The 20913-nt window shown below is 55.0% G+C and carries 19 protein-coding genes; 6 read left to right on the top strand and 13 right to left on the bottom strand.

The annotated features are described in order from the left end of the window. Positions 1–4 precede the first annotated feature (4 nt). From K0I63_RS18120 to gmk, 9 genes are all read right to left on the bottom strand, one after another. Positions 5–1096, bottom strand: a complete 1092-nt coding sequence (locus K0I63_RS18120; protein ID WP_258407017.1) for a sensor histidine kinase — start codon at positions 1094–1096, stop codon at positions 5–7. A 100-nt stretch (positions 1097–1196) separates the two neighbouring features. Continuing rightward, a complete protein-coding gene (locus tag K0I63_RS18115) occupies positions 1197–1862 on the bottom strand; it encodes a tetratricopeptide repeat protein (protein WP_220081928.1) in 666 nt (221 codons plus the stop codon). Between the two features lie 171 nt (positions 1863–2033). Continuing rightward, positions 2034–2966, bottom strand: coding sequence for a calcium/sodium antiporter (locus K0I63_RS18110; protein WP_220081927.1), 933 nt, complete (start codon positions 2964–2966; stop codon positions 2034–2036). 176 nt (positions 2967–3142) lie between these two features. Then, on the bottom strand, positions 3143–4798 hold the full coding sequence (locus K0I63_RS18105; protein WP_220081926.1) for an AMP-binding protein: 1656 nt from the start codon (positions 4796–4798) through the stop codon (positions 3143–3145). 341 nt (positions 4799–5139) lie between these two features. After that, positions 5140–5844, bottom strand: coding sequence for a tRNA (guanosine(18)-2'-O)-methyltransferase TrmH (gene trmH, locus K0I63_RS18100; RefSeq protein ID WP_220081925.1), 705 nt, complete (start codon positions 5842–5844; stop codon positions 5140–5142). 68 nt (positions 5845–5912) lie between these two features. After that, a complete protein-coding gene (locus tag K0I63_RS18095) occupies positions 5913–6296 on the bottom strand; it encodes a RidA family protein (protein WP_220081924.1) in 384 nt (127 codons plus the stop codon). A 34-nt stretch (positions 6297–6330) separates the two neighbouring features. Next, entirely contained in the window at positions 6331–8436 is a 2106-nt protein-coding gene (gene spoT / locus K0I63_RS18090) for a bifunctional GTP diphosphokinase/guanosine-3',5'-bis pyrophosphate 3'-pyrophosphohydrolase (protein WP_220079267.1), read from the bottom strand. A 13-nt stretch (positions 8437–8449) separates the two neighbouring features. Next, a complete protein-coding gene (gene rpoZ / locus K0I63_RS18085; RefSeq protein ID WP_011867293.1) occupies positions 8450–8731 on the bottom strand; it encodes a DNA-directed RNA polymerase subunit omega in 282 nt (93 codons plus the stop codon). Between the two features lie 59 nt (positions 8732–8790). Continuing rightward, a complete protein-coding gene (gmk, locus tag K0I63_RS18080) occupies positions 8791–9414 on the bottom strand; it encodes a guanylate kinase (protein WP_220043530.1) in 624 nt (207 codons plus the stop codon). A gap of 239 nt (positions 9415–9653) precedes the next feature. Between gmk and K0I63_RS18075 the strand changes: the two genes are divergently transcribed. The 4 genes from K0I63_RS18075 (at position 9654) to K0I63_RS18060 (ending at position 14398) form a co-directional block, all read left to right on the top strand. Beyond that, complete coding sequence (locus K0I63_RS18075) at positions 9654–10847, top strand: hypothetical protein (RefSeq protein WP_220081923.1); 1194 nt, start codon at positions 9654–9656, stop codon at positions 10845–10847. 88 nt (positions 10848–10935) lie between these two features. Next, on the top strand, positions 10936–11880 hold the full coding sequence (locus K0I63_RS18070) for an NTP transferase domain-containing protein (protein ID WP_220081922.1): 945 nt from the start codon (positions 10936–10938) through the stop codon (positions 11878–11880). Next, the gene (locus K0I63_RS18065; protein WP_220081921.1) at positions 11873–12937 is read left to right on the top strand and encodes a phosphotransferase enzyme family protein; all 1065 of its coding nucleotides are present in this window, start codon (positions 11873–11875) and stop codon (positions 12935–12937) included. The genes K0I63_RS18070 and K0I63_RS18065 overlap by 8 nt, the downstream gene beginning before the upstream one ends. A 174-nt stretch (positions 12938–13111) precedes the next feature. Next, positions 13112–14398, top strand: a complete 1287-nt coding sequence (locus tag K0I63_RS18060; RefSeq protein WP_011867288.1) for an acetyl-CoA hydrolase/transferase family protein — start codon at positions 13112–13114, stop codon at positions 14396–14398. 129 nt (positions 14399–14527) lie between these two features. Here K0I63_RS18060 and K0I63_RS18055 read toward each other — a convergent pair whose 3' ends face one another. Both K0I63_RS18055 and K0I63_RS18050 read right to left on the bottom strand, forming a co-directional pair. Continuing rightward, complete coding sequence (locus tag K0I63_RS18055) at positions 14528–15139, bottom strand: paraquat-inducible protein A (RefSeq protein WP_220081920.1); 612 nt, start codon at positions 15137–15139, stop codon at positions 14528–14530. Positions 15140–15451: 312 nt separating this feature from the next. Further along, a complete protein-coding gene (locus K0I63_RS18050; protein WP_220081919.1) occupies positions 15452–16315 on the bottom strand; it encodes a YicC/YloC family endoribonuclease in 864 nt (287 codons plus the stop codon). A gap of 181 nt (positions 16316–16496) precedes the next feature. On the opposite strand from K0I63_RS18050, the gene rph reads away from it, so the two are divergent. Both rph and pyrE read left to right on the top strand, forming a co-directional pair. Then, positions 16497–17210, top strand: coding sequence for a ribonuclease PH (rph, locus tag K0I63_RS18045; protein WP_033539356.1), 714 nt, complete (start codon positions 16497–16499; stop codon positions 17208–17210). Positions 17211–17294: 84 nt separating this feature from the next. Next, on the top strand, positions 17295–17936 hold the full coding sequence (gene pyrE / locus K0I63_RS18040; RefSeq protein WP_160798823.1) for an orotate phosphoribosyltransferase: 642 nt from the start codon (positions 17295–17297) through the stop codon (positions 17934–17936). A gap of 81 nt (positions 17937–18017) precedes the next feature. On the opposite strand, the gene folE is transcribed toward pyrE, so the two are convergent. After that, positions 18018–18662 (bottom strand): GTP cyclohydrolase I FolE, encoded by a 645-nt coding sequence (folE, locus tag K0I63_RS18035; RefSeq protein WP_041508989.1) that lies wholly within the window; start codon positions 18660–18662, stop codon positions 18018–18020. Positions 18663–18887: 225 nt separating this feature from the next. Further along, positions 18888–20852, bottom strand: a complete 1965-nt coding sequence (locus K0I63_RS18030) for an alpha/beta hydrolase family protein (protein WP_220081918.1) — start codon at positions 20850–20852, stop codon at positions 18888–18890. Between the last annotated feature and the right edge of the window lie 61 nt (positions 20853–20913).

The following is a 20913-nucleotide window of genomic DNA, read 5'->3' as shown; positions in this document are numbered from 1 at the left end:
GTCTCTATCCCTGATTTGGTAACTCGATGATAAATTGCGGGTTTGGCTCGAGCTCAATACTGAGTGTACCACCTAAGGGCCGCAGTCGCTCGCGTATGCCGGTGAGGCCATTGCCTTCGCTGAGCTGCCTCAGCTTACCATTGTCGGTGACCGAGATCCGCAGCCCCTGAGGTGTTGCCGACAAGTCGATATTACAGCTATCGCCTTGGCTATGGCGCACAACATTGTTGCACAGCTCCGTCAGGCTGAGGATCAACTGAGTCTCAACTTCCTGTGGCTGTGATGGCAGCTCACCAGAGAGGGTGACGGCCATGCCCTTGTCTCTCAGCATCTGGCACAGGTGCGTCAGGGCGGCGTCTAACCCTTTGTGTTTGTAGCCTGAGACCGTTTGGCGGATCTGGCTGAGGCTGTCGCGGGCGATGGTTTCCAGTTCTGCCAGCTCGGCGCTGGCCTGGTCGGCTTGCCCCTTGGCCAGTAGCTTGCGCGCCAGCTCTGCCTTGAGTGAGATAGAAGAGAGCGAGTGCCCCATGATGTCGTGCAGATCCCGGGCGATACGTTCGCGCTCTAACATGGTGGCGAGCTGGCGTATCTCCTGCTGACTCTGCCGCTGGGCGCGTTTGGCTTCGACCCGCTTACGCTCGGCCACGCCAAAGAAACCCACGCCGGTGATCAGGGCGACGCCATAAACCGCAAAGTAGTAGTGAATACCTAGGGTTAGACTGAGCAGCGTCAGGATGACGGCTAAGCCGATAAGGCTGGCGAAGGCCTTGGGAAGGGAGTAGTTAAAGCCGATAAAGAAACCCGCAAAGGTAAACAGGGACAGCGAGCCGATATTAACCGGCGTGATCAGACACGCCAGGGCGATGATCAGCAAGATAGGCTGGTAGGCGGTTTTACTCGGGCTGCGGTGGGCCCAAAAATAGCAGTAGATAAAGGGCACCAGCACGACCAGACTCAGAACTATGTGCCAGGTGGGCATAGTCTGCAAGAACAGCGGGATGAAATAGAAGCCCAGGTTGATCAGATAGACCCAGGCGAGCTTATCTTCGGTCGCCCGCTCGATATCTAGGGTGTGTGGCATAGGGTATTTGTCCATCATCTTTATCCTAGGTGCCACTAAGTCCATGATGTTGCGCTATGAGTGCTCTAACGCTTAGCCATCTGGCTTAGTGGCAACCGATATTGAGCCGATTACCTTAGTGGTTCTGTTTTAGCAGGAAACTTGCCCAGGCGTAATCGGCCTGTACCTGCAGGGCTGCCTGCCAATCGGCAATGGCTCCCGCCTTGTCTCCGAGATTCTGCTTGGCTAAGCCGCGCCAGGTGTAGGCCTCTGCCTCTCCCCAACAGATGTTATCGCAAGGTTCTCGATACAGATCAATGGCTTTTGAGCTAAAAGCGATGGCATCTTTCATGCTGCCGCCATGGTCTTTAGGGCTGGAATAGGCGGCGATCGCCTTGACCAGCGCCAGTCGAGGGCTCTGGGGGACCAAGGTTTCGGCGTCATTGAGGGCACCGGCCATCTTAGTGCTGTACTTGGCGGCCTGACTCATGTCTAAGCCTATCTGCATGCCGTAGACTGAGGCCAGTAGGGTGGCGGCTTCACCTTGGTCGGCAATGGGCGACAGCGCCTTCTCGGCGCGGGTCAATGCCGCCTGGGCCTGACCCTTCTGGCTGAGAATGTTGGCACTGATGGCCATGCGATAGAGGGCGTAGGCCTGCTCGTAGCCTTGGCCTTGTTCGCTCAATTGGCTCAGGCGATCGATATCCATCCGATTGGCGGCGCTGTCTATCTCGGTAATGTCATTGGCCTGGCTCTGCGGGCTGAGTAGGGCCAGGCTGGTGGCGATGATAAGTGTTTTCATTGGCTTCTCCTTAAGAACCTGTGTTGCGTAATGCCCAGTAGCTGGGTTAAGGAGAGTATCTGCCTGATGGCAATTTTTGTGCAGGCACAGATGTCACCGATAAGGGATGACATTTGTCATTCCTTATCGGCAGTAGCGTTAAATTGGTAGCGCTAAAAAGGCGGCGCTAACTCATAGGGATTGGGCGGAGAGGATCAAATAGCCCAGGTAGACGAGGTAACAGAGCAGCAGTAAGGCGCCTTCACGCCGTCCCACGCGCAGGCCGCTCCAGGCCAGAGGCAGAAGCAGCAGTGCCAGCGAAACCATCACCAACATGTCCAGCTTGGGTACACTGGCCGTGATGGGGTGAATCAAGGCGGTGATCCCCAAGATCCCCAGGATATTAAACAGGTTAGAGCCCACCAAGTTGCCGATGGCGATATCGCTCTCGCCGCGTCTGGCAGCCACCAGTGAGGTGATAAGCTCTGGCATGCTGGTACCTATGGCGATGATGGTCAGGCCGATGAGCAGCTCGCTCATTCCCAGCTGTCTGGCGAGGGCCACGGCGCCGTCGACAAAGAGTATGCCGCCGCCGACCAACATGGCGATGCCTATGAGGAGTAGCACCACGGCCAGCAGAGGCGCGAGCGGCTTGAGCTCCATCGACTCGATATCGGCCTGCTGCTTATCGAACAGGTAGTTCATTCCCAGGTAGGCGATCAGCATAGAGCAGAGCAGGGCACCGTCCAGTTGGCTGAGGCTGCCGTCGCTGATCAGCCCCCAGAAGAGCAGGCTGGCGAACAACATCAGCGGAATGTCGCGCTTAACCATCATAGATTGCACGCCTATGGGGCGCACCAGGGCCGTCAGGCCGAGGATCAGGCCTATGTTGGCGATGTTGGAGCCGACGACATTGCCCAGGGCGATGCCTGAGTTGCCGGCCAGGGCCGACTTGAGGCTCACCGCCAGCTCGGGGGCACTGGTGCCGAAGGCGACTATGGTGAGGCCTATGATCAGCGGGGTGACGCCGAGTTTTAGGGCCAGCGCGCTGGCGCCACGCACCAGGGATTCGGCGCCAAGAATAAGGATGAGCAGACCAGCGATAAGGGCTAGCGGGGTGAACATGATTGACTCTCTACAGTAGCGGGGCGCCAAGCATAGAGGTTGCACAATTTTAGGCAACAAAAATTTAGGGGGGAGCTATTAAACTTTGTTTATCTCGTCACAGATTGCCCCATAAAAAACACGCCAGATGGCGTGTTTTTAGGTCATTGTCTTAGCGACTGGGTTTACAAGCTAGCTTAGAGCTCATCTTCCCAGCGCACCACGCCGCCGCGTTGTCCTTCGACCTTGGAACTGAATCTCTGCTCCAGCACATGACGCTTAATCTTCAGGGTCGGCGTTAGCACGTCGTTATCCACATCCCAGGGCTCGCTCACCACTATGATGGCATCGACGGTTTCGTGCGATTCCAGGTTAGGGTTAATGCTGTCCAAGGTCGCCTTGAGTGAGGCGCGCACCTCTTCCTTGGGTTGCAAGGCCGCGCCCTCGGAGAGCTGTACCAGGGCAACAGGGTGAGGCAGGCCAGAGCCTATGATGCAGATCAGCTCCACATGGGGATCCTGGGCCAGCTTACGCTCGATAGGCACAGGGGCGACATACTTGCCCTTGGCGGTCTTGAAGTTGTCCTTGACCCGGCCCGTGATGGTGACGCAGCCATCGGCGTCGATCGAGCAGAGATCGCCGGTGCGGAAATAACCTTCCTCGTCGAAGCTGGCCTGGGTGACTTCTGGCTGCTTGTAGTAACCGCTCATCAGGCCCGGGCTCTTGACCAGCAGCTCGCCGTTGTCGCCCTGCTTGACGCTACAGCCTTCTACCGCTCGCCCGACCGTGCCTATCTTGCTGGCATCGAAGGGGTGGTTGATGATGGAGTAGGCGCTGTTTTCCGTCATACCCCAGGCTTCACAGATGTTCAGGCCAATCTTGTGATACCAGGCGATCAATGAAGGTGGGATGGGCGCAGAGCCGGAACCGAGCAGGTGACAATGTTCGAGGCCTAGTCCCTGATGGATCTTCTTCTTCACCAGCGAGTTGACGAAGGGGATCTTCAGCAGTATGTTGAGCTTGGTATAGCCAATCTTGTCGATGATATTCTTCTGGAACAGGCTCCATAGGCGGGGCACAGAGAAGAAGACGGTCGGTCTTGCCCGCTGCACGTCTGCGACGAAGCTGTCGAGACTCTCGACGAAGGCGACACTGCTGCCGGAATAGAAGGAGGAGCCCTCGATGGCGACACGCTCGGTAATATGGGCCAGCGGCAGGTAGGAGAGCAGCCTGTCTTCCACATCTGTCTTTAGGTCACGCACCACGGCGCGGCAGGTCCACTCGTAACTGGCGAAGGTCTGAATCGCTCCCTTAGGTTTACCGGTCGAGCCCGAGGTGTAGATGATGGTCATGATCTGCTCGGGTGTCGGAGATTCCGCTTCGACCAAGGGGTGGCCCAGCTTGAGCAGTGTGTCCCACTGGTATTGTGCCGGCATGGTGTCGTAAGGCATGGCGAGGCGCAGTATGTCGCCGCCGACCCCGGCCTCCTGATCGGCCCAGTAGTCCAGCTTACCGATAAAGATAGCCTTGGACTCGCTGTGCTCCAGCACGTAGCGAATGGTGTCGGCGTTGGCGGTAGGGTAGATGGGCACGCTGATATAGCCGCCATTCATCAGCGCCAGATCGGTAATGAACCACTCGGCGCAGTTTTTCGATAACACAGCCACCTTGTCGCCCGGCTCCAGGCCGAGGTGACGCAGGGCGCCGGCGATCTGCTGCATCTTCTGCTGCACTTCGCGCCAGCTGTAGTTAACGTATTGACCGTTTATGGGTTGTTTCAGGTAGGTGCTATCGCCATATTGCTCGACCCAGTGGTGCAACATGTCGACCGGTGATTTGAATAGTGAGTCCATCTTGCCATTCCATCGTTATTCTTGTTAAAGGAGACGCAACTAGGTTCGCTTGGCCAATGCCGGAGCGAGACTCAACAACCCCCATTATTGAGTGGGCCCTTCTCTGCGATGAGAGCGCCTGGCCACTTTTTATGCGCGTCTTTGAGTATGGCGAAGAATGTGATCTATGACAATTGTTTTGCCGGAATAAAAGGCTAATTGTCATAGTCTTAGCTCGAAGGCTCTGGTAGGCATACTCTGGTAAGAACGCCCTAGCAAGAATGCCTTGGAAGGAATCCTTTGCTAGGTGAGCATCGGGCGTGTGGGGAAAGCGAGATGTTTCGCTTTCCCGCAAAACGAACTTAGGCTTCTGGCTCGGCGTCCGGGTCCGGCGCGCGCATCCGTTGCCACCAGGTCTCGTCGGCGACAATTTGCCCCTGGTCGTCGATGGCGGGATAGGGGATCTTCTTGCGCCGACAGGCCTTGGCGTACACAGGGTGGCCCTGCTCGAACAGCATGGTTTGGCAGTAGGCGTCGTCTAAGGTGCGCTGGCCATACATGCCGGCCTGGGCGCGCTGACGCTGTGCTTCATACATCACCAGGGCGGAGGCCACAGACACATTGAGGGACTGCACCATGCCGATCATGGGGATGATGATCTGCTGATCGGCGATGGCCAGGCCTTCCTCGCTGACGCCGTCGCGTTCGTTACCCATGATCACCACAGTCGGCTTGGTGTAGTCGATATCGCGAAAATCCACGGCGGTTTCTGAGAAGTTGGTGGCCAAAATCTGCATGCCCGCCGCCTTGAACTGGGCCGCAGCCTCATCCATGTGGTAGTGCTTGATGGTTTTGACCCACTGCTGGCTACCCGAGGCGGTATTGCCCGAGACACGCATCTCGATATCGGGCCAGACGGCATGGATTTGATGTATGCCCACGGCATCTGCGGTGCGGATCACCGCGGCGATATTGTTGGTCTTATGCACCTTGTCCAGGCAGACAGTGAGGTCGGTCTGGCGGTTGTCCAGCATCTGGTTGATGCGTTTGAAGCGTTCTGGGCTCATGATGTTTCGTTTGTAATGTTTATCAAGAACAAAGGGCGCCGCAGCGCCCTTTGGTGTCAACTTAGAGCTTACAGCTCTATCACGCCATCCATCTCGACCAGCGAGTCTTTTGGCAGCTGCTTAACACCTATGGCGGCGCGGGCAGGATATGGCTGTTCGAAGTAGCGACCCATGATCTCGTTTACCGTGGCGAAGTTGGCCAGATCTGTCATGAAGATGTTCAGCTTAACGATATCCTTCAGGCTGCCACCGGCGGCTTCACACACTGCGGTCAGGTTGTCGAACACCTGTACGACCTGGGCTTCAAACTCGTCGCTGACCATCTGCATGGTTTCTGGGTTCAGCGGGATCTGGCCAGACAGATAGACTGTGCTGCCAACTTTAACAGCTTGAGAATAGGTGCCGATCGCCTGTGGGGCCTTGTCGGTTGCAATGATGATCTTCTCTGCCATAACGCTCTCTCTACTTAGGTTAATAGTGGTGGAACTAACGATTACGCGATGTGCGCAGCACTTCCGGCAGTACCCTGATACGGCGCATCACGTTGGCTAAGTGGACCCGGTCGGTGACCGAGATCCGTAAGTTAATCAAGAATACCCGGCCGTCACGCTCTTCGGTGCTCAGGTTATGAATATTCGAGCCCTCGGCGGCCACGATAGAGGTGATCTTGGCCAGCGCGCCCTGGTGATTGACGATCTCGATACGCAGGTTGGCCTGGAACTCGACGCCCTCGGCGTTATCCCAGTGCACGGGAATATACTTGTCGGGCTCGCCCTGATAGCCGCGGATGTTGGCGCAGCTTTCCATATGCACCACCAGCCCCTTCCCCGGACTCACGTGGGCGATCACCGCATCACCCGGGATAGGGCGACAGCAGTTGGCGAAGGAGACCAGCATGCCTTCGGCGCCACGGATCGGCATCATGTTGGATTCTTTATGTTCGTGCTGCTCGACGCGATCGCCCTTGAGACGCTGGGCAATCACTATGCTCATGGCGTTGCCCAGGCCGATGTCGGCCAGCAGGGAATCTAGGGTGGCGTGTTTGGTCTCGCTTACCACCTTATCGATCTGCTCCTGAGGAATATCCTTGAGCTTGATGTCGCCCAGGGCATGGTTGAGCAGACGCTTGCCGAGCAGTACGGCATCGTCTTCTTTGAGGCTCTTGAGCAGTTGTCTGATCTTAGAGCGCGCCTTACCCGTCACCACGAAGTTGAGCCAGGCGGCATTGGGCCGCGCGCCCTTGGCGGTGATGATCTCGATAGTCTGGCCGGAAATCAGCGGCTGACTCAGCGGATAGGCCTGGCGGTTAACCCGCGCGCCGACACAGGTGTTGCCCACGTCGGTATGGACCTCGTAGGCGAAGTCCACCGCAGTGGCGCCTACAGGCAGTTCGAGAATGCGTCCCTCTGGGGTGAAGACATAGATCTCTTCCGGGAACAGCTCTGTCTTAAAGTTCTCGACGAATTCGAAGGAGGTGCTGGCGCTCTGCTGAAGTTCCAGCAGGCTCTGCATCCACTTGCGGGCACGCACCTGAGTGGTGGTGCCTTGTTGGGCCGAACCGGCGCCCTTGTAGAGCCAGTGGGCGGCAACCCCCTTGTCGGCCATCTGATCCATATCCTCGGTACGAATCTGGATCTCCACCGGCACGCCGTGTGGACCAAATAGCGAGGTATGCAGCGACTGATAGCCGTTGGCCTTGGGGATGGCAATATAATCTTTGAAGCGACCGGGACGCGGCTTATACAGGCCGTGCATGGCACCCATGACGCGATAACAGGTGTCGATGGAGTCGACGATCACTCGAAACGCATAGATATCCATCACCTCTTGGAACTGAAGTTCCTTGTTGCACATCTTGTTGTAAATGGAATAGAGGTTCTTCTCGCGGCCCTTGACCGTGCCCTTGAGGCCTGTGTCTTCGAGGCGTGTCTTGATGGCGCCTTCGATATTCTGAATAAGCTCTTTCCGGTTGCCACGGGCAGACTTAACCACCTCTTTGAGTACCCGGTAGCGCATGGGGTAGTATGCCTGAAAGCCCAGGTCTTCCAGCTCAGTCTTGATATTGTGAATACCCAGACGGTTGGCGATGGGGGCGTAAATTTCAAGGGTTTCCCGGGCGATGCGGCGACGCTTGTCGGGACGCAGGGCTCCTAGGGTGCGCATGTTGTGGGTGCGGTCGGCCAGCTTGATGAGGATCACCCGGATATCCTGGGTCATGGCCATCATCATCTTGCGGAAGTTTTCCGCCTGGGCTTCTTTCTTGTCTCTGAATTTAAGCTTGTCCAGCTTAGAGACGCCTTCGACCAGCTCGCCCACAGACTCACCAAACAGCTCCGAGAGCTCTTCTTTGGTGACAGGGGTATCTTCGATGGTGTCGTGCAGCAGGGCGGCCATGAGCGTCTCATGATCGAGACGCATATCGGCCAGGATGCGGGCAACCGCAACCGGATGGGTAATGTAGGGTTCGCCACTCGTGCGCATCTGCCCTTCATGAGCATCGCGCGCTACCTGATAGGCCTGCTTGAGTAATTCTACCTGCGTCGCTTCTAAGTAACTTGACGCAGACTCCTTGAGACCTTCAAACAGATACAAGTGGCTTCACTCCTTAGATAGTGTTGCGGCCTTCGGCGATGGCGGCAACGGCAGCGATTTCGGCTGCTTCACGTTCGCGGACGGTCTGACGCTCATCGGCGTCTAGTGTGTCGGCGGTAACCAGGCCAAGTTCGATTTCGCGTAGGGCGATAACCGTTGGCTTGTCGTTCTCTTCTTCAACCATAGGGTCTTTGCCCTGCACAGCGATTTGGCGAGCACGACGCGCTGCAACCAGGATCATATCAAAACGGTTGCCGATTTGGTTTACGGCGTCTTCTACAGTTACGCGAGCCATGTATTGAAACTCCAGTGTTTATGGGTGAAAAAATGACGCAAAATTGTACACGATGACAGTTAGTCTGCCAACAGATCATTAAGCATATCATTTTGAGCATGAATTTGACTAGCACGAGTGAGGCGTTGGCTGCGAATAATTGCCTTTAAATCCACCTGTGCCTGCTCGAAGTCATCGTTCACTATGATGAAGTCATATTCGCCATAGTGGGAGATCTCCGAGGTTGCCTGGGCCATACGCCCGGCAATGACCTCGGCGCTGTCTTGACCTCGGCCGGTGAGGCGACGCTCAAGCTCAGCCTTAGAGGGGGGCAGGATGAAGACGCCAATCGCCTCTGGCATCATCTGTTTGACCTGCTGGGCGCCCTGCCAGTCGATGTCGAGAAACACGTCTATGCCTTTATTCAGCATGACCTCGATCGCCTCTCTCGAGGTGCCATAATAGTTACCGAACACCTCGGCCCATTCGAAGAAGGCCTGCTTGTCGATCAGCGCCTTGAATTCGTCGACGTTGACGAAATGATAGTGCTCGCCGTCGACTTCGCCGACTCTGGGTTGGCGTGTCGTGTGTGACACAGAGACCTTCATATCGGCGGGTTTATCCTGCAAAATAGCGCTAAGAAGTGAAGACTTGCCGGCGCCACTGGGCGCTGAAATGATAAAGAGGTTTCCGCGAGCGGTCATGTAATTGCTATCCAAAGGCTGTATCGTTTTAGGTAGCCAGACATTATACAGCCTAGTAGTAAATTTAGGCTAGGGTCTGTTGAGCTTTCCTACTGATTTCTGGCTGGATGGAGATTGCTTTGGACGGGTAATTGTTTTGTAGGCATTGGGCTGGCCGGGAAAATTAACCAAAATTAAGCGTCATCCGGGGCGAGATCCAGTAGACTCTCTGCTGAGATAGCCGTGAAGTGGAATTTTTTATGTCGTTAAACACCTTTTTCTGTCGCCAGGGCGTGGATACCAGCCTGCGTTTTCTTGTCATTAGTGGTGTCTCACTCTGCCTCATCTATCTCTTCTCCCTGCTGTTTGCCGGTCATGGCATCTTGTTGCTGTTGGCCCTGCCATTAATTGCCGTCTCGCTACTTAGCGCTAGCCGTCGCCTGATAGCCCCCCAGCGTCTACTGGCATTGATGGCTGTCCCCGGGCCATTGTTGCTGGCCATGAGCCTAGTATTTTCCGAGCAGGCCTGGCCGAACTGGGTCGCCCTCATCTTGAGTGTTTTAGCGGTGGGCTTCATCGTCTCTCGTCCTCAGCCAAAGACATCTGCCCCCTTCGATAGCCTGGGCTACAGTGGCCCCTTGATGGCGAGTATCGAGCGCCGCACCCGGGTTGAGCCCACCCTGGCGGGTGACTCGCCTGCATTTGCTCATGCTCCAGAACACGCATTAGGGCAAGAATTGGCGCAGGACAATGAGCCAGAGTTTGAGCCGGCATCTGCCATGGCGTCTGATCTCGATGCGCAGCAGGTCTATCGAAGTGACGCTCCAAATGACAAATATTCCCAAGCTAGCCAGTCCCAAGCTAGCCAACCCCAGGATAGGTTGGCGCAAGGAGTTAATACGCTCGGGGAGCAGCTGGCTAAGCTGTTTGGTATAACCTTAACCGCCATCAAGAGCCATCCTCGCGGCGCCCTGTTAGGCTTCGGTTGCCTGTCGCTGTTGCTTGGCAGTCTGTTCTGGCTTGGGGGCGATGATGCTACCGAACAAGTGGCAACAGAGTCAGAGCCCGAGACGCAGATAGCCCAGGGGCCTGCGACAAACATCAAGCAGGTGGCGATGCCAGATGGCTTTAAGGTGCAGCTGGAGGGCAAGGTATTGATGCTTAGCTGGCTGGGTGAGCGGGGCGAGCCCGGCACCATCTGGTCTCTCGCCAGCGCCGAGGGTGACAGCAGTTGTAAGAACCTGACCTTCAATAATGGCGTGAGCTATCGGCCGATGACGGTAAGTCTGCTGGCAGACACCTCGACCCAGGCGCGCTTCTCGCCGCTGGATACGCCCGCCATCATCAATGATATTGCTATGCGCGGCAGCCTGACCCTGTGCGGCTACGAATTTAGCCTCAAGGGCAGTCAGGCGGCGCTGGCCAAGGAGCCGGCCTTCAGGCCTTATCTCTAATTCCCTTAATCTATGAGTTATGACATGGGCGGTGACACAGCCGCCCTTATCTCCATTTTTAAGACGAGCATAGGTCTCGTGTGGTTTGATGTCGATGAAGTTAACTGATGCAGTGTCCTGTGGGGATGATGATAATCCATCCCTGACCTTAGTGATCATGGCGGCCGGCCTGGGGAGTCGTTTCGGCGGCGACAAGCAGCTCGCCGAGCTAGGGCCCAGGGGCGAGACCATGTTGCAGCTGTCGATCGCCAGCGCCATCGAGGCAGGCTTTTCGGCGGCCGTGATAGTGACCCGCGCCGAGCTTATCCCGAGTATTCAGGCGCGCCTGGCAGGCTTGCCGCCTCAATTTGCGCTGCATTTCTGTGTGCAGCAGCTGACAGATCTACCTGTACCAAGTGGCGCGTCTGCGAACGGTGCTAATCTCCAAGCACTGACAAGCAATAGAACTAAGCCCTGGGGCACGGCCCATGCGCTCTGGAGTGCTCGTAAATTTGTATCCGGTTCCATGGCGGTGATCAATGCCGACGATTACTATGGCGATCAGGCCTTCGCCCTGCTGGCTCAGGGCTTTAAGCTGCGGCCGAATCGGTGGCAGATGGTCGCCTATCCCCTCAAGGAGACGTTGTCGGATCATGGCGGCGTCAATCGCGGCATCTGTGTTACCCAGGATAATCTGCTGATTTCTGTCGAAGAGTGGCTGAATATTGCCTGGCAAGGTGATAATCTGGTGGGCTCGCATCAGGGAGGACGGGGCAATCTGGCGCCCGAGGCGATGGCCTCTATGACCTGTTGGGGCTTTACCCCGGATATCTTCGATCTTCTGGGCGAGGCATTGGCAGAATTTGTGACCCAGAAAGGGCATAAGGCTGACAGCGAATGTTATCTTCCCGCCGTGGTGCAAGCCGCCTTAACCGATGAGGCGAAGGTTAAACAGGTATTTGTGAGCCAAACCCCGGATACCTGGTTAGGGGTAACCTATCCGCAAGATATTGATTGGGTAAAACAAAAATTAATGGAGTTACTGGGTGATTGATTTTATAAGGCAGCAGGTGCTGCCGCACTTTGGCGTAACCGCTTCGGCCAAAGTGAGTCCCCTTGGGAATGGTCATATCAATGATACTTTTCTCGTGCGCTGGCCAGAGGGCGAGTTTGTGCTGCAGCGTCTCAACACGGAAGTCTTTACTCAACCCCACGCTCTGGTAAGCAACGCCCAGAAGGTGGCAGAGCATCTGCTTGCGAAACATGAGGCCGGTGAGTATCGCCTGAGTGTGGTGCAACCGGTGACAGATTCACAGGGCGAGCTGGCGCTGGACTTAGGCGATCAAGGTTTTTGGCGCGCCATCACCTATCTGCCCTTCAGCCATAGCATAGAGGTGGTCGCCGATGCCGCGCAGGCAGAATCTGCGGCCAAGGCCTTCGGTCACTTCTCCCGCGCCCTGAGCGATCTCGACGCCAGTCAGCTTGAGGATGTGATTGCCAAGTTTCATCACCTGCCTGGGCGTATCGCCCAGCTGCAAGCGGCGGTGGCTAAAGACAGCCTGGGGCGTCTCAAAGACTGTCAGGCCTGGGTAGACTTTGCCCTGTCACAAGATGAGCTGCTCAGTGAGCTTAGCGAAGTCGAGGCCAAGCTGCCGCCACGAGTCTGCCACAACGACACTAAGATCAATAACATGCTGTTTGATAAGCGCGACATGAGCAGCATGGCGATCATCGATCTCGATACCTGCATGCAGGGACACCTGATGTATGACTTTGGCGACATGGTGCGTACCTTTACCTCGCCAGAGGCCGAGGACTCCACCAATCTCGCCAGGGTCGAGGTGCGCGAGCCTATCTTCGCCGCCATCTGCCGCGGTTACCTGGGCGAGCTTGGCGAGGTGCTGAGCGATGTCGAGCGTCAAAGCCTCTGGCTGGGCGCCAGGGTGATCAGCCTGATGATAGGGGTACGTTTCTTAACGGATCACCTTAACGGCGATGTCTATTTTCATATTCATCATGAGAATCATAATCTCGAGCGTGCGGCCAACCAGTTTACCCTCTATAAGAGTCTGTTGAGTCAGAGCGATAGCCTCAAGGCTTACCTGAAATAACTCAAGAGAAGGGGCCATGGGCCCCTTTTTTGTGCCGCCGATGCATTTATTTCGCGCCGAGTCGATGCTCTCTTGCTCAAGATCAACTTAAGGTGAACTCATTGATAAGTTTACTATCAAAGCGTTAAGTTAGTTCGTACACTGCACTCAGTTTTCCGACTATAGGTGAGATAGATGCCACCCATTATCTGTAATACTGCGCGAGAAGCCGTTGCCCTGATCCAGAGCGGCGAGACCCTTTGGACCCACTCCATGGGCGCCACCCCTAAGCTTTTACTCGATGCCTTGGCCGAGCATGCCCTGACCCGGCAAGACTTGACTCTATTGCAACTGCATACCGAGTGTGCCGAGTCCCTCAGCGACCCTAGGCTAAAAGGACATCTGCGTCATCGCTGTTTCTTCGGTGGCCTGCCGACTCGGCTGCTACTGCAGCAGGGGGACGCCGATTATGTGCCCATCTTTCTCTCCGAGGTGCCTAAGCTGTTCCGCTCCGGCGAGCAGCCCATAGACACGGCGATCGTTCAGGTATCGCCGCCGGATAAGCATGGTATCTGCTCGCTGGGGATCTCGGTGGAGGCAACGCTGGCGGCTTGTCAGGTGGCGGGCAAGATCATCGCCCATATCAACCCCTGCATGCCACGTACCCACGGCGATGGCTTCATCCATTACGACAAGTTTGCCGCCGTGTTCGAGCAGAGCATGCCGCTGCCGCAACATCCGCTGGCGGCCAGCGACGAGACCAGTTTGGCAATCGGCCGGCACGTCGCCAAGTTGGTGCGCGACGGCGACTGCCTGCAGATGGGCATAGGCGCCATCCCAGATGCCGTACTCTCCTGCCTCACTGAGCATAAAGACCTTGGGGTACATACAGAGCTGTTTTCCGATGGGGTGTTGAATCTGGTCGAGCAGGGGGTGATCAACAACAGTCGCAAGAAGGTGCATCCAGGCAAGCTGGTCACAGGTTTCGCCCTGGGCAGTCAGCGACTGTATGATTATGTGGACGATAACCCCTCTGTGATCTTCATGGATATCGAACAGGTCAACGACACCTCGATCATTCGGAAGAACCCCAATGTGATGGCGATTAACTCGGCGCTGCAGGTGGATATCTCGGGGCAGATCTGCGCCGACTCCCTCGGTACCCGCATCTATTCAGGTGTTGGTGGCCAGATGGACTTTATCCGCGGCGCCGGGCTCTCCGAAGGTGGCCGCTCGGTGATTGCCCTGCCGAGCACGGCGGCGGGCGGTAAGGTGTCGCGCATCGCCAGCGTGTTATCACCCGGTGCAGGCGTGGTGACCACCCGTGCCCATGTGCACTACATAGTCACAGAATATGGCGCGGCTAATCTGCGCGGCAAGTCGCTACGCGAGCGCGCCAGGGCGCTGATCGATATCGCCCACCCCGATTTCAGGGAGCAGCTCTGTAAGGAGACCTTCGATATGTGGGGGTTAAGGGTTTAGCCTGCCTATATCGAACAAAGCCCTCTTTTTTGTGATGCACAAGAAGGGGGCTTTTTTATAGTGTTAGGTCTCTTGAGTATCACTCGTCTCAGACTTCATTTTTCTCAATAGAGTACGCTAGATGCCGGGTTAGGCAGAGGTGGTTTTAGGTTTGCCCATCATGATGTTGGAAGCGATGGCAAACAGGCAGTAACCGGTGAAAAACCAGAAGCCGATTTCGAGCTGGGCGTGCATTATGATCAGCTCGCCCATCTGATCCTCGGCGTTACCTGCGAGGTAGCTGACTATGATGGCGACCACAAATACATCGGCCATGCTCCATTTACCTATGGCATCGATAAGGCGTGTGAGCAGGTTAGCCGTGCTGCCCTGTGCGAAAACCAGTACCGCTTGCGCCAGTAGCTTAAGGGTGGGAATGATCACCGAGAAGGTGGCAATCATGATGCCAACCAGCAGGTTACCGCTCTGCATCAGATCTTGAACCGTCCCTAGTATGCTGCGGTGCTTACGATAAATTTCCACCTGACCCTCAAGCTCGTTAAAGCCGAGGAAGGCGGATACCGACCCCAGCAGGCCGCGCACTTCGCTGTCTTCCGTCATCAGCTCTATGCTGGTCTGGGCAAATTTGGATTTGTCCGCCTGGCCATCAAGGCTCAGCATGGGCAGGCTGAGTCCGGGGATAAGCAGGGCCAGGGCGATAATAATCACTAGTAGTTGTGGCCATTTACTCCGTTGTGACATGGGGTCTCCATCTTTCCTGTGTCGCCTAGGTTTCGGCGTTGGGACTTGGTTATACATTGATTGAAGTGAACACAGGCTGAATATCGCCTCTCACCCGAGAGACACCTTTTATCATGCCTAGCCTTGGCTTTGAAGTCCGGGCACTAAGCGTGAGCAATACTCTTGCATAAGCATAGCGGCATGCCCTGTCGTGTCTTACATTCTGATTTCAGTGAGTTGCTTGGCTCGAAATTTCGGGTGTGAGCTGTTAACTGGACTGATTTCGAAATGAAAAAAGCCTCAATAATGAGGCTTTTGGTAAGACTGAAGCGCTTATTCTACGTTCTGGATCTGTTCGCGCATCTGCTCGATAAGCACTTTGAGTTCTACCGCGGCGGCGGTGACCTCTGAGCTGATGGACTTGGAGGCCAGGGTGTTGGATTCGCGGTTAAACTCCTGCATCATGAAGTCGAGGCGTCGGCCCTGGGCGCCGCCTTTCTTGAGGATGCGGCGGGTCTCGGCGACGTGGGCGTCGAGTCTGTCCATCTCTTCGGCGACGTCCATCTTCTGCGCCAGTAGTACCATCTCCTGCTCCAGACGGGCGGGATCCAGTTCGCCCTGAATCTCGGCTAAACGGTTGGTGAGCTTGTCGCGCTGCCACTGCATCACGGTCGGCATGTGCTGGCGGACGATGGCTACTTGTTCCTCGATGGCCTCGAGACGCGTCTCCAGCATGGTCTTGATGGCGTCGCCTTCGCGGCCACGGGCCTCGATAAACTGATCGACCGCGCTGTCGAAGGCGGACAGTAGCTCTTTGCCGATGGCATCCATGTCCTGCTCGCTACCTGACATCACACCTGGCCAGCGCAGCACGTCGACAATGTTGATCTCGCCTTGACCGGCTTCCTGCTTGACCCAGTTGGCTGCCTGAATGATCTGGCTGGCCAGCGCCTGGTTGAGTTGCAGGTCGTTATTCTTTTCTTCGCCAAGATCGTAGCGCAGGTTGACCTCGATCTTGCCGCGATTTAAACGTTTGCGCAGACGGTCTCTGAGGACAGGCTCCAGGCAGCGCAGCTGTTCTGGCAGTCGCAGGTAAGTTTCCAGGTAACGTTGATTGACCGAGCGGATCTCCCAGGAGGCGGTGCCCCATTGTGCTTTGTGCTCGATGCGAGCATAGGCTGTCATGCTTTGGATCATGGGTAATTCCAATAGTTTAAATCGATTTGGTGACCTTGGATTATAGTCCGATGAGGTGCAGGGTTAAAGCAAACTCTCCTCCCTTTACGCTTTGGGTCATGATTAACATGGCATCGAAGCGCGCAAGCCCCTATAATATGCAGCCAAATCTGCTTATCTCTATTTCAAACAGGAAATGCCAATGCGCCCAAGTGACAGAACCCCAGCTCAATCTCGTCCGGTAACCATTACGCGACAGTTCACAGCCCATGCCGAAGGTTCTGTATTAATCGAATTTGGCGAGACCAAGGTATTGTGTACCGCCAGCTTCACCGAAGGGGTGCCACGTTTCCTGAAAGGTCAGGGCCAAGGTTGGGTAACCGCCGAATATGGCATGTTGCCGCGCTCGACCCACAGCCGTATGGATCGCGAGGCTGCCCGTGGTAAGCAGTCTGGCCGTACCCAGGAGATCCAGCGTCTTATCGGCCGAGCTCTGCGAGCTGCGGTAGACATGAAAGCGCTGGGTGAGAACACTATCGTGATCGACTGTGACGTGATCCAGGCCGATGGTGGTACCCGCACCGCGGCGATTACCGGTGCCTGTGTAGCCCTAGTTGATGCGCTCAACTGGGCCCGTGGTAAGGGACTGATTAAGACCAACCCACTTAAGTTTTTGATTGCCGCCGTTAGCGTGGGCATCTACAAGGGCGAGCCTATCTGCGATCTCGAGTATATCGAAGACAGCGCCGCAGAGACCGACATGAACGTGGTGATGACAGAGACAGGTAAGATCATCGAGATCCAGGGCACCGCCGAGGGCGAACCCTTCAGCCATGAAGAGCTGCTGAGTCTGCTGGATCTGGCCAAGCATGGCATTCGTGAGATCGTCGATGTGCAGAAGGCGGCATTGAGTTAATTATTATTTTGTTAATCAGGACCCTACGGGGTCCTTTTTTTAAATCGAATTGAGAGTACCCCTACATTTTAAAAAGGAGAGATTGTGAAAGCCTATCAACGTGAGTTTATTGAGTTTGCCCTTGAGCGTCAGGTATTACGTTTTGGCGAATTTACGTTAAAGTCAGGCCGCACTAGCCCTTACTTCTTTAATGCCGGCCTGTTTAACACTGGGCGTGATCTCGCGCGTCTGGGTCGCTTCTACGCGGCGGCGCTGGTGGATTCGGGTATCGAGTATGATCTGCTGTTTGGCCCAGCCTACAAAGGGATTCCTATCGCGACCACCACTGCGGTAGCTCTATGCGATCACCATGATATCGACATGCCTTACTGCTTTAACCGTAAGGAGAAGAAAGATCACGGCGAGGGTGGCAGCCTGGTGGGCAGCGAGCTTAAGGGCCGCGTGATGCTGGTGGACGATGTGATCACCGCAGGCACCGCGATTCGCGAATCTATGGAGATCATCGAGGCCCACAATGCCGAGCTGGCGGGCGTGTTGATAGCGCTGGATCGTCAGGAGAAAGGCAAGGGCGAACTGTCGGCTATTCAGGAAGTCGAGCGTGACTTTGGCTGCAATATTGTCTCTATCATCAAGCTGGAAGATCTGATCAACTACCTGTCGGAAAAACCTGGCATGGAAGCCCAGTTGGCGTCGGTAAGCGCTTATCGCGACCAATACGGTATCTAATTGATATCAATTGTCGTGAAACCAAAAAACGCTGCCTAGGCAGCGTTTTTTATTGAGTGGAGTTCGCTTAAAGTCATTGGCTTAATTGCTTAGGAACTCGGCGCGGGTGGCTGGGTTTGACTTGAAGATGCCGCCCAGGGCCGTGGTGGTCGTGGTGCTGGTAGAGTCCATCACGCCGCGTGATTTGACGCAGTAATGCACCGCATCCATCTTGACCGCTACATCTTTGGTCTCAAGCAGTGTCTGTAGCGCCACCAATACCTGTTGTGTTAGGCGCTCTTGCACCTGAGGGCGCTGGGCAAAGAAGCGCACGATACGGTTGATCTTAGACAGGCCTATGATGTTTTTGCGCGGCAGGTAGGCCACAGTAGCGACGCCGTCTATGGTCACCAAGTGGTGCTCACAGGTGCTGGTGAGGCTGATGTCGTTGACCTTGACCATCTCATCGAAGCCCATCTTGTTTTCGATAACCGTGATCTTGGGGAAGTTCTCGTAGTCCAGGCCCGAGAAGATCTCATCCACATACATCTTGGCGATACGCTTAGGGGTCTCGACCAGGCTGTCGTCGCGCAGATCCAGTGACATTAAGGTTAAGATCTCGCGCATATGGTGCTCAATCTTCTCTTTGCGCGCCTCGCTGCTCAGTCCGCAGGGGACCATGGGCGTCTCGAGACCACGCTCTAATAATGCAGTTTGCACCTGCTGTGCTGCTTCACTTAGTGCCATCGTGTCCTCCACCATCAGATAGTGGTCTATTCAGTAAGGTTAATTTACTAATGTTTTTAACAAATTAACCTTTAAGATATTCATTATAGCCTGTCCGGCGCCAGTAAACATAGGGCGGCGGGTCAGGGAGGATACCCTGATTTGCGGGTAATTTATACCCAGAAATACTAGGGGATTAACAAAAAAGCCGATTGTGGCAATCGGCTTTTGGGGTTTTTAAGGGGTTTAGAGCTTAAGGTTGTCTTTGAGGAAGCTCATCATCTGGCGGTAGTATTTCGCCCTATGTTCGTCGTTATAGAAGCCGTGGCCCTCATCGTCCATGACCAGTTTCTCATAAGGGTAGTTGTGTTTCTTGAGCCCTTCTTCCAGCGCTTCGAGCTGTTCGATTGGCGCTCGCTCATCTTCACCGCCATGCACCAGTAGCAAGTTTACTTTGAGTTTGTCGACGTTCTTGCTAGGTGACATCTGCTCAAGCATGGCTTCGTTCTCGCCTAGTACCTGCTTCAGGTAACGTTCACCCGCGCGGCGCCCTTGTACATCCCCTTCGTTGAACATCAGCTCGAGATCATAGACACCGGCGAAGCCTATGGCACACTTGAATAGATCCGGTGCCAGGATTGGGCTTTGTAGCGCCGAGTATCCACCAAAGCTGCCGCCGACAATACAGATTCGCTCTTTGTCCACAAAGCCTTGTTCGATGACGTGTTTGGTGGCATCGATAATATCGTACTGGATCTCTGTGCCCCATTTCTGGTGGCCAGCATGCTCAAATTCTTTACCATAGCCTCCCGAGCCGCGGAAGTTTACTTGCAGCACAGCGGCGCCTTGACTAGCGATCAACTGGTTCTGGTCGTCAAAGCCCCACCAGTCTCTTGGACCATGTGGACCGCCGTGAGGATTGACCACGAGCGGCAGATTCTTAGCCTCTTTGCCATAGGGCAATGTGAGATATCCACTGATCACTCTACCGTCTCTGGCGGTAAAGCTGATTGGCTTCATCTCGGCCATCTTATCGGGATCTAACCATTTCTTTTGTGAGACTAGATATTCAAGCTTCTTGCTGGTGGCATCGAATATGTAGTAGTCGCCAGGATTTCTATCGTTGAAAGCCTTGATGATCAGTTTGCTCATGTCGTTGGTCTGGCTGACGAGATGAACCTGATGGCCAGGCAGTGCGGTGAGCAGCTGTTTCAGTGTGGTGGCCAGTTTTTCATCATTATCGACAAACTCATAGGTAGGATAGCCGTTTTCATATTCGACCGCGTAGAGTTGCTTATTGATGCGATTGATCCACACATTGCTGGGATCGACAACCTTGTCTTGGCTGATAAGCTGCTTAGTACCACTCTTGATGTCGACTAAATAGACCCCTTTAGGCTGGCCGTTTTCGCTGCCGAGTACATAGACACTGTTCTCATCATCACCGAAGGCGATAGGAGTAATATCATCGAGATTTAAATTCAGCTTATCTGTGTCGACCCATTCATCATCTTTGCGGTAATAGAGCTGGGAACTAACGTAATCGCGGGTACCACTGACAAAGCGAACTTCGCCATCATGATCCGGTAGAAATCGAGCGTAGGAGATAGGTGAGGTCGCAATTTTTCTACGTGTTCCCTTGTAGACATCGACTCTATAAACTTGCTGAAGATTCTCCACTGTGTTTGCGCTGCCGGAGCCCCAAGGGAGCGCTTGGATGAGCATGTAGCGATCATCTTCAGGCATAGGATCGAGAATATAGGCTGTGGCTTGTATCGCTGTATTTTTCTTGATGCGAGAACCCGTTTGTTGCTCACCGCCTTTATAACCGAACAGATAGGTTGGCTTAGAACCATCGGCATTGACAGCCATCAGCTCACCATAATAGATGGGATGGTCGCTCCAGCCTTTTAGGTATTCCTTAGCCAGCACGACACGCTCATTGTTAACCCAAACGTATTGCCCTACCTGGGCGTTGTCCGGAAAGCGAACCACATTGGTCGGTTTCTTGGTTTTGGCGTCCAGAATCATCAGCATATGCTTACCTTCGTGGGAGGTGATGGCGCTGAGGTAGTCTCCGTCGGGGGAGATCTGCACGTTAGAAAATTCGGCTGAGCGGCTAAAAAGCTCGGTAATATCTTTGTTTGAAGCCGTGACTTGGCTACTGATGAGGCAGAGGCAGGCTAAACTAAACGACTGAATTAGTTTCATATAACATCCTTGTACGCGCAATTGTTATAGAGTTTTTGTGGGTTTGTTGCGCCAAGGAGGG

Source organism: Shewanella rhizosphaerae, assembly GCF_019457655.1.
In the GTDB taxonomy this organism is placed as follows: Bacteria; Pseudomonadota; Gammaproteobacteria; order Enterobacterales; family Shewanellaceae; genus Shewanella; species Shewanella loihica.
This window is presented reverse-complemented; position numbering and strand designations above follow the sequence as displayed.